At 68.7% G+C, this 12,469-nt stretch carries 14 protein-coding genes; 5 read left to right on the top strand and 9 right to left on the bottom strand.

Annotated elements, in window-relative coordinates; genetic code table 11:
• Positions 1-22: 22 nt before the first annotated feature.
• From dapF to ABQE44_RS08575, 4 genes are read right to left on the bottom strand one after another with little or no spacing between them, the layout of a single operon-like run.
• Positions 23-895: a diaminopimelate epimerase gene (gene dapF / locus ABQE44_RS08590; RefSeq protein ID WP_448391075.1), complete on the bottom strand. Its 873-nt coding sequence runs from the start codon at positions 893-895 to the stop codon at positions 23-25.
• 4 nt (positions 896-899) lie between these two features.
• Positions 900-1,808: a tRNA (adenosine(37)-N6)-dimethylallyltransferase MiaA gene (gene miaA, locus ABQE44_RS08585; RefSeq protein ID WP_448391074.1), complete on the bottom strand. Its 909-nt coding sequence runs from the start codon at positions 1,806-1,808 to the stop codon at positions 900-902.
• Positions 1,805-2,491, bottom strand: coding sequence for a class III extradiol ring-cleavage dioxygenase family protein (locus tag ABQE44_RS08580; protein WP_448429153.1), 687 nt, complete (start codon positions 2,489-2,491; stop codon positions 1,805-1,807). The genes miaA and ABQE44_RS08580 overlap by 4 nt, the downstream gene beginning before the upstream one ends.
• 9 nt (positions 2,492-2,500) lie before the next feature.
• Positions 2,501-3,400 (bottom strand): DMT family transporter, encoded by a 900-nt coding sequence (locus ABQE44_RS08575; RefSeq protein WP_448429151.1) that lies wholly within the window; start codon positions 3,398-3,400, stop codon positions 2,501-2,503.
• 158 nt (positions 3,401-3,558) lie between these two features.
• Between ABQE44_RS08575 and ABQE44_RS08570 the strand changes: the two genes are divergently transcribed.
• Complete coding sequence (locus ABQE44_RS08570; RefSeq protein ID WP_448391071.1) at positions 3,559-4,965, top strand: DUF349 domain-containing protein; 1,407 nt, start codon at positions 3,559-3,561, stop codon at positions 4,963-4,965.
• Between the two features lie 14 nt (positions 4,966-4,979).
• On the opposite strand, the gene ABQE44_RS08565 is transcribed toward ABQE44_RS08570, so the two are convergent.
• Positions 4,980-5,393, bottom strand: a complete 414-nt coding sequence (locus ABQE44_RS08565) for a lipoprotein LpqH (RefSeq protein ID WP_448429149.1) — start codon at positions 5,391-5,393, stop codon at positions 4,980-4,982.
• A gap of 211 nt (positions 5,394-5,604) precedes the next feature.
• Between ABQE44_RS08565 and ABQE44_RS08560 the strand changes: the two genes are divergently transcribed.
• The gene (locus ABQE44_RS08560; protein ID WP_448391068.1) at positions 5,605-5,946 is read left to right on the top strand and encodes a lipoprotein LpqH; all 342 of its coding nucleotides are present in this window, start codon (positions 5,605-5,607) and stop codon (positions 5,944-5,946) included.
• A gap of 18 nt (positions 5,947-5,964) precedes the next feature.
• Here the strand turns inward: ABQE44_RS08560 and ABQE44_RS08555 are convergent, their stop codons facing one another.
• Positions 5,965-7,014 carry a S1C family serine protease gene (locus tag ABQE44_RS08555; RefSeq protein ID WP_448391067.1) on the bottom strand — a complete coding sequence of 350 codons (1,050 nt, stop codon included), beginning with the start codon at positions 7,012-7,014 and terminating at the stop codon, positions 5,965-5,967.
• A 60-nt stretch (positions 7,015-7,074) separates the two neighbouring features.
• On the bottom strand, positions 7,075-7,893 hold the full coding sequence (locus tag ABQE44_RS08550; RefSeq protein ID WP_448391066.1) for a SigB/SigF/SigG family RNA polymerase sigma factor: 819 nt from the start codon (positions 7,891-7,893) through the stop codon (positions 7,075-7,077).
• 236 nt (positions 7,894-8,129) lie between these two features.
• Here ABQE44_RS08550 and ABQE44_RS08545 point away from each other — a divergent pair, with 236 nt between their 5' ends.
• Entirely contained in the window at positions 8,130-8,621 is a 492-nt protein-coding gene (locus ABQE44_RS08545) for a copper chaperone PCu(A)C domain-containing protein (protein WP_448391065.1), read from the top strand.
• A 4-nt stretch (positions 8,622-8,625) separates the two neighbouring features.
• Here ABQE44_RS08545 and ABQE44_RS08540 read toward each other — a convergent pair whose 3' ends face one another.
• Positions 8,626-9,216 (bottom strand): Rv2732c family membrane protein, encoded by a 591-nt coding sequence (locus tag ABQE44_RS08540; RefSeq protein WP_448391064.1) that lies wholly within the window; start codon positions 9,214-9,216, stop codon positions 8,626-8,628.
• On the bottom strand, positions 9,213-10,688 hold the full coding sequence (gene miaB, locus ABQE44_RS08535; protein WP_448429244.1) for a tRNA (N6-isopentenyl adenosine(37)-C2)-methylthiotransferase MiaB: 1,476 nt from the start codon (positions 10,686-10,688) through the stop codon (positions 9,213-9,215). The genes ABQE44_RS08540 and miaB overlap by 4 nt, the downstream gene beginning before the upstream one ends.
• Positions 10,689-10,911: 223 nt before the next feature.
• Between miaB and ABQE44_RS08530 the strand changes: the two genes are divergently transcribed.
• The gene (locus ABQE44_RS08530; protein ID WP_448395927.1) at positions 10,912-11,640 is read left to right on the top strand and encodes an amino acid ABC transporter ATP-binding protein; all 729 of its coding nucleotides are present in this window, start codon (positions 10,912-10,914) and stop codon (positions 11,638-11,640) included.
• Positions 11,641-11,656: 16 nt separating this feature from the next.
• Positions 11,657-12,466, top strand: coding sequence for a glutamate ABC transporter substrate-binding protein (locus ABQE44_RS08525; RefSeq protein ID WP_448429147.1), 810 nt, complete (start codon positions 11,657-11,659; stop codon positions 12,464-12,466).
• Positions 12,467-12,469 lie beyond the last annotated feature (3 nt).

The following is a 12,469-nucleotide window of genomic DNA, read 5'->3' as shown; positions in this document are numbered from 1 at the left end:
GATCACTTTTCATGCACCTCAATTAACGCTGGGCAGCGCGCCACCATTCCTCCGATACCTCGCCGTGGGCCACCAGCACCGACGGACCACGCAGGTAGCTGCTGGCGTCGGTGACGGTGACGGTGACCTCGCCGCCGGGTACGCGCACGTCCAGCGTGCCCGTGGTGGCGCCGGCGAACGCCAGGGCGGCGACGGCCGCGGCGACGGTTCCGGTTCCGCACGAACGTGTTTCGCCGACACCGCGTTCGTGTACCCGCATCGACACCGCACCGTCAGCCGGCGCGGTCAGCACCTCGACGTTGACCCCGTCGGGGAACTGCACCCGGTCGAAGGACACCGGCGCCGCGACGTCCAGCGCGGCCAACTCATCAAGGGTCAGGTCGGGATCCACGCACGCCAGATGCGGGTTGCCCACGTCGATCGCCAGCCCGGCGAACGGCCGCCCGCCCACGATCGCCTCCCCCGTACCGAAGTGGTTGGCCTTGCCCATATCCACGGTGACGTTGGCAGTGGTGGCGTCGCAGTCGTGCAACACCACCGGGCGGGGGCCGGCCAGCGATCCGACGACGAACTCGTCGCGGGTTTCCAACCCGCTGGCGCGCAGGAAGTGCGCGAACACCCGCACGCCGTTGCCGCACATCTGCGCGATCGAGCCGTCGGCGTTGCGGTAGTCCATGTACCAGTCGTCGGCGTCGACGCCCTCGGGCAGGCGGTCGAGCACACCTGCGCGCTGCGCGGCGCCCGCCCGGGTCACCCGCAGCACGCCGTCGGCGCCCAGCCCGCCGCGGCGGTCGCACAGCACCTCCACGGCGGCCGGTGTCAGCACCAACCCCGCATCGGGATCGGGCAGCAGCACGAAGTCGTTCTGCGTGCCGTGCCCCTTGGCGAACCTCACCTGCTCAGGATACGTCGCGCCACACCCGCAGAGCCGACTCGACGTTGTCTGCGCCGGCGCCGTCGAGCCAGGTGATGCGGTGGTCGCGGCGAAACCACGACCGCTGCCTGCGCACGTAGCGGCGGGTGCCGACGAACGTCGGCTCGCGGGCCCCGGCACCGTCGCCGCCGCTGTCCAGGTCGGCGATCACCTGGGCGTATCCCAGCGCGCGCGACGCGGTGACGCCCTCGCGCAGGCCCCGGCCCAGCAGCACCAGCACCTCGTCGACCAACCCATCGACGAACATCTTGTCTGTGCGTTGCCGCAGGCGCACATCGAGAACGGTTGTGTCCCAGTCTAATCCGATGATGGCGGTGTCCCAGCGCGGCGCGCCGATCTCGGGGAACGACGCGGCGAATGGCTGTCCGGTCAGCTCGACCACCTCCAGTGCCCGCACGATGCGCCGGCCGTCGGTCGACAAAATCGACGACGCGGCGTCGGCGTCCGCCCGCGCCAGTTCGGCGTGCAGCGCGGCCACACCGACCTCGGCGAGCCGCTGTTCCCATTTGGCCCGTACCGCCGGGTCGGTGGCCGGGAACGTCCACTCGTCCAGCAGCGACTGCACGTACATCATCGACCCGCCGACCACGATCGGCACCGCACCGCGGGTCGCGATGGCCTCCACGTCGGCGGCGGCGGCCTGCTGGTAGCGCGCCACGCTGGCGGTGTCGGTCACCTCGAGCACGTCGAGCTGGTGGTGCGGTATGCCACGGCGCTCGGGGACCGTCAACTTAGCGGTGCCGATGTCCATCCCCCGGTACAGCTGCATGGCGTCGGCGTTCACAATCTCACCGCCGACGCGTTCGGCCAGACCGAGTGCCAGCTCCGACTTGCCGGTGCCCGTCGGTCCGATGACCGCGATCGGACGCGTCATGGCTTCCAGACGCCGACGAAATAGCCGACCCCGTAGGGCGCTCCGCGGTACAGCTCGGTGGCCGTTGCGGGCCCGGGTTCGGTGAGCCCAGCCAGTACCTGATAGCCCACCCGACCGACGGCCCCGGCGGGCAGCCGGGCCAGGGCCGCGACGTCACCGGCGGCCAGCGCGTCGTCGAGCGCGTGCTGAGCGGGGATCGAATCCGGCTCGTAGCCGCCGGGCGCGCTCGGGGTCAGCGTGTGCGCACCGTCGGCGACGACGAGCACGCCGACCGGTTCGACCGCCTCGTCGACCTCGGCGCGCAGCGCCCGGCCGCGGGCCAGCGCGGTATCGGCGCCGTGGGCGTCGGCGTACACCCGCACCTCGGCGCGCGCTTCGGGGTTGACCTGACCGCGCAGCCAGCCGGTGACCAACGCGCACAACGGCAGCCACGTGGGTTCGCCGTCGACGCCCGGGGCCAGCGCGACGCGGACGTCCGCGCCGTAGCCGGCGAAGGTGCCGAGCCGATCCGGTGCGACGACGGCGTCGGCGCGCTCCACCCCGACCGCGATCCAGCGTGCGGGCAGCGCGGCGGCCGCGGAGCGCACCGCCTGATGCAGGTCCGCCAGCTCCGCGGCGGCGCCGGCGGCGAGTTCGGGAACCAGAACCGGTGCCGACGGGACGATGGCAATGGCGCTCAGCACGCCACCACGCTAATGCGATGCTGCGGGTTGACCGGCGCTGGCCGCCTCGCCCCGGGCCAGCGCGCCCGTCGCAGCCACCATGACGACCACGGCGCCCACCAGCGCCAGCCAACCGGCGTCGTCGGGGCGCAACGCCTCCCCCAGCACGACCACGCTGAGCACCGAGGCCACCACCGGCTCGGCGACGGTCATCGTCGGCAGCGACGCGGTCAGCGCCCCGGCGCGAAACGACGCCTGCTGCCATACGGTGCCCCCGATCGCCACCGCCACCAACGCGTACAGCTCCGGGCTGCGCAGCAGCGCCGCGACGCCGGCCCAACTGCTGAAGTCCAGCTGGGCGACGACCCCTTTGGTCAGCACCGCGAACAGTCCCCACAGCGCACCGGAGGCCAACGCCAGCAGCACCGCGCTGGCGGCTCCGGTCAGGATCCTGGCCCCGATCACGCACAGCGCCAACGCGGGAACCAGCACCGCCAGCACCGCGATCCACGTCTCCGACGATCCGCGGGCCTGTCCTGCGGTCGGATTGCCGACCGTGATGATGACGGCCACCGAGACCGCGAGCAGCACCGCCCAGGTCCACTCCCACCGCGTCACCCGGCGGCGCGCCAGCCGCGCGGAGAGCGGCAGCGCGAACAACAACGACGTGACCAGCAGCGCCTGCACCAGAAGCACTGACCCCAGGCCGAGCGCGGCGGCCTGCAACCCGAACCCGGCGGCGGCCACGAGGCTGCCCAGCCACCACCGGCGATCACGCAGCAACCGCATGAACAACGCGGCGTGGCCGACCGGTTCGTCGGTGACCTGATGTGCTTGCCGCTGGTGGATGACGTCGCCGATCGCGACGAACACGGCAGCGCCGATGGCCAGCAGGGCGGCGAGATCTGTCGCCTCGTTGACGCCGCCCATCGGCCTCCTTGTCGTATGTGTCCAGAAGAGGCTAGAGCGTGCATCCCGAAGCCGTGCGCATGCGGCGCGGCAACCTGTTTGAATAGCGTTGAACAGCGAACAGGCGCCGCGTTGCGCGGCAGGTGCGCGGTTACGCGCGGAGGTACGAGGAAACGGACATGACGACCAGCCAGCCCGGGGGCCCGAGCCCCTCGCCCAAGCCCGCACAGGGTGCTCTCCCGCCCAAACCCACACAGGGTGCTCTCCCGCCCAAACCCACCCAGGGTGCTCTCCCGCCCAAACCCACCCCACGCCCCGGCGCACCGCGTCCCGTTCCGCGTCCCGGCCGACCCGCCCCGGCGGTCATCGCACCACCGGCCAGTGATCCGCACCGGTTCGGCCGCGTCGACCCCGACGGCACGGTGTGGCTGATCACCGGGTCAGGCGAACGGGTGATCGGCTCATGGCAGGCGGGCGACCCCGAGGCGGCCTTCGAACATTTCGGTCGTCGCTTCGATGACCTGCACACCGAGGTCGCGTTGATGGAGACGCGGCTGGAGTCCGGCAGCGGCGACGCCCGCAAGATCAAGGCCGCCGCGGCCACCTTGGCCGAGTCACTGCCGACCGCTCATGTGCTCGGCGACGTGGACGCGCTGGCCGCCCGGTTGACCGCGATCATCGACCACGCAGACCAGGCCGCCCAGGCCGAGAAGGCCAGGCGTGAGGAGTACCGCGCCGCGCAGACCGCCCGCAAGGAGGCGCTGGCCGCCGAGGCCGAGGAACTGGCCGCCAACTCGACGCAGTGGAAGGTCGCCGGCGACAGGTTGCGCGAAATCCTCGACGAATGGCGCACGATCACCGGGCTGGACCGCAAGACCGACGACATGCTGTGGAAGCGCTACTCGGCGGCCCGCGAGACGTTCAACCGCAGGCGCGGATCGCATTTCGCCGAACTCGACCGCGAACGGGCCGGCGCGCGCCAAGCCAAGGAAGCGCTGTGCGAACGCGCCGAGGCGCTGTCGGGCTCCACCGACTGGGGTCCGACGAGCGCCGCGTTCCGTGAGCTGCTCGCCGAGTGGAAGGCCGCGGGCCGGGCGGCCAAGGACGTCGACGACGCGCTGTGGCAGCGGTTCAAGGCTGCCCAGGACGTCTTCTTCGCGGCGCGCAACGCCGCCAGCGCCGAGCGGGACGCGGAGTTCCGCGCCAACGCGCAAGCCAAGGAGGCGCTTTTGGCCGAGGCGGAGAAGCTCGACACCTCCGACCTCGACGCGGCCAGGGCCGCGTTGCGTGTGATCGGCGACAAGTGGGAGGCGATCGGCAAGGTGCCGCGTGAGCGCGCGGCTGAACTGGAACGTCGACTGCGCGCGGTGGAGAAGAAGGTCCGCGATGCGCCGACGCGCGGTGTGGACCCCGAGGCGCAGGCGCGCGCCGACCAGTTCCGTGTCCGCGCAGAGCAATTCGAGCGTCAAGCGGAGAAGGCGGCGGCAGCGGGCCGGGACAAGGACGCCGCCGAGGCGCGCGCGAACGCCGAGCAGTGGCGCCAGTGGGCTGACGCGGCCGTCGAGGCCCTGGGCAAGGGACGTTAGGACCTACCGGCGGTTCAGCATTCGGTGTTGATCTCGAACGGCGCGCTGGTGCGCTCGCCGGGATCGTCGTGAAAGAACCCGACCGCCGTGCCGGTGATCGTGAACTTGCCGTCCACCAGGCTGGCGTCGGCCTCGCCGGTGGTGCCTTCCCAGTAGGTACCTGTGAATCCACCTAAGTTGTTGATCTGCACCGAACGCGCCTCGATGGAGTCTTCCGTGTTCACCTGCGCGACCACGCCGGGCGACTGCTCCATGGTCTCGAGGCGCCACAGCCACTGCACCTGGGAGCAGTGAACGGGGTAAGCGCCTACGTCGTTTCCGTTGACGCGCAGATGCAGCAGATGCTCGCCGAGCGCATTGGCGCCCGATGAGCAGCCGGTGCAGATCATCAGGACGGCTGCTGCGGTGATAGCGGTTCGGTTGTGCATTTTTGCCACCTCGATGGATCCTGGTAGCGGGTTTCCCCTGAACGCCGGGCGCTATACGCGGCTGCAGGTATGACCTCGAGACGTCAGGGGTATCTCGTGGCCCACCGACCGCGCAGGACAGATCATGATTCGACTCGTCGTAATCGCCGCATTACTGGGGGGCGTGGTCTCGGGCTGCTCAACAGGGTCGCCGCCGTCGGAGCCACCGGCAATGCCGCCCAACACCGCGACGGCCGCCATCGACGGAAAAGACACCGGCGGGCGCCTGTACGTGCGGTGCAACCAGATTCAGTGGCTGCTGACCATCGACGGCGGTGACGAGGCGAGCGGTTTCACCGCGATGGTCGGCAAGGGCGGTACCCCCGAGGCCAAGTTCGTCAAGATCGCCAACTTGGGCGGGTTCACCGGCAGCGCCTGGCAAGGCGGCAGCGGGAAACTGGATGTCAGCCGCGACGGTTCGGTGCTCAACTTCACCGGCACGGCCTACGGGTATTTCGCCGAGTCCCCGAACGAACCAACGACCACGGGGTTCCGGATCGCCATAGCCTGCTGACGGCCTGCTGAACGTCGCTCAGCCGGTGCGGGATCCGATCGTCACGGTCGTCTCCTGGCGGTCGCTGCCGCGCACAAATACCACCTTCTCCTCGGCGCCCGGTTGGGTCTGACGCAGCACGCTCAGCAGGTCCTCCACGGTCTCGACCGGCTCGCCGCCGAGTTCGACGATCACGTCGCCGGGCCGTAACCCGGCGGTGGCCGCGGGCGCGCCGGGGTCGACGCCGACGACCAACGCTCCCTGTTCGGCATCGACGCCGAGCATGCGCTGAATGGCGGCGGTGACCTGACCGGTGGAGATGCCCAGGTACGGGTGGGTGGCCTGGCCGTCGGCGAGCAGCTGCTCGGTGACATCGAGCACGGTGGCCGCCGGGATCGCAAAGCCCAGCGACACCGCCCCCACCGCGGGTGGGATGTAGGCCTCGTTGATGCCGACGACGCGGCCGCTGGCGTCGAGCAGGGCCCCGCCGGAGTTGCCCGGTGAGATCGGCGCGTCGGTCTGGATCAGATCGACCAACGACTGGGTCTGCGCCGCCGAGCCGGGGATGTCGCGGTGCAGCCCGGAGATGATGCCGGCGGTGACGGAGTTCTGGAACCCCAGCGGGCTGCCGATGGCCATCGCGATCTCCCCCGCGCGCGGCAGATCCGTGCGGAACTCGGGCACCGGAAGGTCTTGGCGTTCGGTGCGCACCACCGCCAGATCGGTCACCGTGTCGGTGCCGACCACCTGGCCGGGAGAACTCTCACCGTCAGCGAAAAGTATTGTCACATCGCGGGATTCACCGACCACATGTGCGTTCGTCACCACGACGTCGGGCCGCAGCACCACCCCGCTGCCCGCGCCGCCGTCGCGCTGAACGGTCACCACGCTGGGGCTGACGCGTTCGACCAGATCGGCGAAGCCGGCGCCGACGTCAGGTGTCGCGTTGGGAGCGTTGGCCGGTGCGGCTGTGGTGGTGGGGCTCGCAGGCGGCGGTGACGCCTCCGACGGTTGATCGGCCTGATTGGAACATCCGGATGCGGCGATGAGCACAGTTGCGAATGCCGCAGCGACACCGATGCGTTTCACATCCGGCAATCTACCCGGCTCGGCGGGCACTCATACATGTTGTGCAGGCCCGAACGGCGATCAGCGCGCAGGGGGCACCGCGTCGTCCTCGTGGATGTACTCGCGCAGCCGCTCCAACGTCGCGGCAAGCAGTCGAGAGACCTGTACCTGGGAGACGCCGAGACGTTCTCCGATTTTGCTCTGCGGCAGATCATCACAGAACCGCAACCTCAGAATCAACCGTTGCCGCTCAGTCAGCCGGCCCACTAGGTCGGCGACGGTGAGCGCGTCTTCCACGCTGTCGTAGCGGGGGTCGGTGGCGCCGTGAGCCGCCCCGGCCGGTCGGTCTTTGCGGCTGCCCGACGGTGCGGCATCCAGCGACTGTGGCCGATACGCGTCGGACATGTCCACGGCCCGCACGACGTCTTCGCGGTCCACGTCGAGGTCGGCAGCGACCTCGCTGGCCGTCGGCGCGCGACCCAGCCGCTGTGAGAGCAAGCCGATGGAGGCAGACACGCGCTGGTGCAAATCCTTGATCGAGCGGGGAACGTGCACGCCCCAGGTGTGGTCGCGAAAGTGGCGTCGAACCTCGCCCATGATGGTCGGCACGGCATAGGGCAGGAACGGCCCGCGGTCGGGTTCGTAGCGGTCGACAGCTTTGATCAGACCCAGCCGGGCCACTTGTGCCAGGTCCTCGGCCGATTCACCGCGTCCTGCAAAGCGCAGCGCAATATGGTCGGCCAAGGGCAGACATCGGGAAATGATGCGGGCGCGCAACCGCCGTCGCTTCGCGTGGTCTGAGGTGTTGCGCAGTTCGTTGCACATGGGGCTCACGTCGGCGTAGTCGTCGTCGCGCTGTGCGGGGTCGATCCGTTCGCCTGTTTGCAGCAGGGCGGACAAAACAGCCACCTCCCTGTATCGCTTATGACAAAGACCGGTCGGCAATCCCCCATGTCCAAGGGCTGCAGACCGGTCTGTCATTCACGTTATCGACGCGCGCGGACGATTACCTGAGCTGCTCCTGATAAAGCGCCGTGAACACTCGCAGTGATGTCAGCAGGACTACGGCGTGTAACGCGACGGCGACTGGGAACTCCCGCAATATGCAACGACTCGCTTCCATACGCCACCGCGGCGTGACGGCCGGAGCGGTGTTGGCGCTGCTGGCGGCGGGCTGCGGGGGCGGCTCGGAGATCGGTTCGTCCAACCGCGGCGCCAACACGCAGACAGCGCAGACGTCGGTCGAGAACGCCTACATCGTGCCGCGTTTCCTACCTGGATCCTGTGCCATACAGGTCGGCGAGGACGCAGCGCTCACGTTCACCGCGACCAACAACCGGTCCGGCGAGTCGGAGACACTGCTCGCCATCGAATCCGACGCGGCCGAGGCCATCCGCATCGCTCCGAACGCAACGCTGGAGATTCCGCCCCGCACGTCGATCGCCGCGGGCCAACCGATCGAGGACGTCGGCCGATACGCCGGCCCCGACGAACCGACATCGGTGCGTGTCGAGGGGCTCCGCGAATCCGCACGCCCGGGCACATCGGTGGATGTCACTTTCCGCTTCGAAAAGCAGGGCGATCTGACGATGAAAGTCCCGGTTGAAGCGTGTCCGACCCAGTCCTGAGCGGCTAGTCCGTCGGCTTGTCGGGATCGTCGTCGTCGAACCGCTCCAACAAACCCCGCCGCTGGCGCTTGGCGGCCTCCTGGCGACGCGCCTCCTCGGCGGCGAGCTGCACAGCGGTGCGCGCCCACACCGCGCGCGCCCAGTGGTAGGTCACCACGATCACCGTCAGCCACGCGAGGATGAGCCCGATCCCGGGTCCCGGGTACGGCTCGGCCGCCGTCTGCCGGGACCACACCGCCAGCAGCCCCAGCACGCACGTTACCGAGGAACCTGCCAGCGCGATCCAGGCCAGCGCCCAGCGCCGCGTCAACAGCGCCAACATCGAGACCCCGACGGTGAACACGAGCGCGAGCCAGATGAACAACCGCGACGGCAGCGACACGGCGGCGCCGGTGGCGTCCTGGCTGTGGACGAGCACATCCCAGCCGTTGGCGGCGCCGGTGTGCGGCAACAAGAAGGACAACAACAACACGAAAACGCCGATGGCGATGATCAAAGCTCGTGCGCCGGGATCGATTTCACCGGCGACGCGGCGTTCGGCGGCTTCGAGTTCTTCCTTGAACTGGTCGAAGTTGCCGTTGCCGGGGGCGTTCATCGATCGCACCCGGTCGACGTTTCGTGCTGTGTTGGCGCGCCGATCCCCGGCATCCCGAGGCCGACGCCGGTGCGGGGCCGTTGCCCGGCGGCGTGGGCGTCGCCGGCCCTGGTACGCCGATGGGTGCCGACGGGCGCATCGGCGATCAGATGATGCGGCGCGGCGCCGGTGACCGTCGTGGTGATGACGTCGCCGGGGCGAATCTCGCGGCCGGACGGGTTGAAGTGCACCAACCGGCCGTCGCGGGCCCGCCCGGACATGCGCGCTGTGCTGGCGTCCTTGCGCCCCTCTCCGGTGGCGACCAGCAACTCGACGGTACGGCCCACCTGCGCCCGGTTCGCCTCGAGTGAGATCTTCTCCTGAAGGTCGATCAGCCGCTGATAGCGTTCGCCGACAACGGCTTTCGGGATCTGATCGTCGAACTGCGCCGCGGGCGTACCGGGTCGTTTGGAGTACTGGAAGGTGAACGCGCTGGCGAACCTGGCCTGCGTCACCACGTCGAGGGTGGCCTGGAAGTCGTCCTCGGTCTCGCCGGGGAAGCCGACGATGAGGTCGGTGGTGATCGCGGCGTGCGGGATGGCCGCGCGGACCCGGTCGATGATGCCCAGATACCGCTCGGCGCGGTAGGACCGGCGCATCGCGCGCAGCACGCGGTCCGAACCGGACTGCAACGGCATGTGCAAGGTGGGGCACACGTTGGGCGTCTCCGCCATCGCCTCGATGACGTCGTCGGTGAACTCGGCGGGGTGCGGCGAGGTGAACCGCACCCGTTCCAGGCCGTCGATGCGTCCGCACGCCCGCAGCAACTTGGCGAATGCGCCGCGGTCACGCGGTTGTTCCGGGTCAACAAACGACACACCGTAGGCGTTGACGTTCTGCCCGAGCAGCGTCACCTCCAGCACGCCCTGGTCCACCAGCGACTGCACCTCGGCGAGCACGTCGCCGGGTCGGCGGTCGACCTCCTTACCGCGCAACGCGGGCACGATGCAGAACGTGCAGGTGTTGTTGCAGCCGACGCTCACCGAAACCCACGCGGCGTAGGCGGATTCACGTGCAGCAGGCAGCGCGGAGGGGAACTCCTCTAACGCATCGACGATTTCGATCTGCGCGGCCTTGTTGTGGCGGGCACTCTCGAGCAGCACAGGCAGCGACCCGATGTTGTGGGTGCCGAACACCACGTCGACCCACGGCGCCCGCTGCAGCACCGTGTCACGGTCCTTCTGCGCCAGACATCCCCCGACGGCGATCTGCATGTTCGGGTCGGACCGTTTACGCGGGGCCAGGTGGCTGAGGTTTCCATACAGCTTGTTGTCGGCGTTTTCGCGCACCGCACAGGTGTTGAACACCACAACATCGGCGTCCTGACCGTCGTCGACCCTGCGGTAACCCGCAGCTTCCAACAGCCCGGCCAACCGCTCTGAGTCGTGCACGTTCATCTGACAGCCGTAGGTGCGGACCTGGTAGGTGCGCACGTCGCGGCCGGTGGTCGACGTGCGCGTGCGCGTCGACGCGGCTGCCTGCGCCTGTTGCGTTACCACCGAAGTCACGGCCCCATGGTACGGACCGGCCGTTCTGGCGACATGGGCGGATTAACGACTTCCGGGCACGCTGGACCTTCCCTCGGTAAGGTCTGCACCCATGGAAACCACCGGGTCGGAGGTCAAAGACGTCGATCCGGCCCGATCCGACGTGCCGATGATCTCGATGCAGGCGGTCAACAAGTACTTCGGCAGCCTGCACGTGCTCAGGGATATCGACCTCGAGGTCGCGCGCGGCCAGGTGATCATCGTGCTCGGCCCGTCGGGCTCGGGCAAGTCGACGTTGTGCCGCACCATCAACCGGCTGGAGTCGATCGATTCGGGGACCATCGCGATCGACGGTGAGGTGCTCCCGGAGGAGGGCCGCAAGCTGGCCCAGCTGCGCTCCGATGTCGGCATGGTCTTCCAGTCGTTCAACCTGTTCGCGCACAAGACGATCCTGGAGAACGTGACTCTGGCGCCCCGCAAAGTGCGCAAGGCATCCAAGGATGCGGCGCGCGAGAAGGCGATGGCGCTGCTCGAGCGCGTCGGCGTGGCCAACCAGGCCGACAAGTTTCCGGCTCAGCTCTCCGGCGGCCAGCAACAGCGGGTGGCGATCGCCCGTTCGTTGGCGATGAACCCGAAGGTGATGCTGTTCGACGAGCCGACCAGCGCGTTGGACCCCGAGATGATCACCGAGGTGCTCAACGTGATGACGTCGCTGGCTGCCGACGGCATGACGATGTTGGTGGTCACCCACGAGATGGGGTTCGCCAGGGGCGCGGCCGACAAAGTGGTATTCATGTGCGACGGGGCCATCGTCGAGTCGGCCCCGCCGTCGGAGTTCTTCACCAACCCCACCACCGACCGGGCCAAAGACTTCCTAGGCAAGATCCTGCACCACTAGTGGAAAGGAACCCCCAATGCGATCCATTCCGAGGCGTGTAGTCGCCGCTCTCGCGCTCGCCGTGGCGTTACCGCTGGCGGCTTGTGGCGGCGGTGGTGGCGACGGGGAGAAGGTCGTCATCGGGACGAAGTTCGACCAGCCCGGTCTCGGTCTGAAGAACCCCGACGGCACGATGACCGGATTCGACGTGGACGTGGCCAGGTATGTGGCCCAGCAACTCGGCTACACCGAGGACCAGATCGAGTGGAAGGAAGCGCCGTCGGCGCAACGCGAGACGCTGATCGCCAACGGTCAGGTCGATTTCATCGTCGCGACGTATTCGATCACCGACTCGCGCAAGGAGCGGGTGTCGTTCGCGGGGCCGTACCTCATCACGGGTCAGAGCCTGCTGGTGCGCAGCGACAACACCGACATCGTCGGCGCGGAGTCGCTGGAGAACAACAAAAAGCTGTGCTCGGTGACGGGTTCGACACCGGCGCAACGCATCAAGGACCAGTACCCCGGTGTGCAGTTGCAGCAGTATGACACGTATTCGGCGTGTATCGAGGCACTCAAGAACGGCGCGGTCGACGCCGTGACCACCGACGAGGTCATTCTGGCGGGCTACGCCGCCCAGAGCCCCGGGGTGTTCAAGATCGTCGGAGACACCTTCTCTGAGGAGCGTTACGGCATCGGCCTGAAGAAGGACGACACTGAACTGCAGACGCAGATCAACGACGCGCTGGTGAAGATGGAGCAGGACGGCGCCTGGAAGGCGGCCTGGGACAACAACCTTGGCGCATCGGGACTGCCGGCTCCCAACCCGCCGACGATCGACCAGACCTAGGGC

The organism is Mycolicibacterium sp. XJ2546, assembly GCF_053483195.1.
The sequence above is the reverse complement of the archived record's forward strand: the minus strand, read 5'-3'. Positions and strand labels throughout refer to the sequence as shown.

What these genes read in the sequence shown, in the direction of transcription:
- miaA (WP_448391074.1), bottom strand. Translation starts at nt 1,808, where the DNA reads ATGACGCGTCCGATCGCGGTCATCGGACCGACGGGCACCGGCAAGTCG.
- ABQE44_RS08575 (WP_448429151.1), bottom strand. Translation starts at nt 3,400, where the DNA reads ATGGGCGGCGTCAACGAGGCGACAGATCTCGCCGCCCTGCTGGCCATC.
- ABQE44_RS08570 (WP_448391071.1), top strand. Translation starts at nt 3,559, where the DNA reads ATGACGACCAGCCAGCCCGGGGGCCCGAGCCCCTCGCCCAAGCCCGCA.
- ABQE44_RS08565 (WP_448429149.1), bottom strand. Translation starts at nt 5,393, where the DNA reads ATGCACAACCGAACCGCTATCACCGCAGCAGCCGTCCTGATGATCTGC.
- ABQE44_RS08560 (WP_448391068.1), top strand. Translation starts at nt 5,605, where the DNA reads ATGCCGCCCAACACCGCGACGGCCGCCATCGACGGAAAAGACACCGGC.
- ABQE44_RS08540 (WP_448391064.1), bottom strand. Translation starts at nt 9,216, where the DNA reads ATGAACGCCCCCGGCAACGGCAACTTCGACCAGTTCAAGGAAGAACTC.
- ABQE44_RS08530 (WP_448395927.1), top strand. Translation starts at nt 10,912, where the DNA reads ATGATCTCGATGCAGGCGGTCAACAAGTACTTCGGCAGCCTGCACGTG.
- ABQE44_RS08525 (WP_448429147.1), top strand. Translation starts at nt 11,657, where the DNA reads ATGCGATCCATTCCGAGGCGTGTAGTCGCCGCTCTCGCGCTCGCCGTG.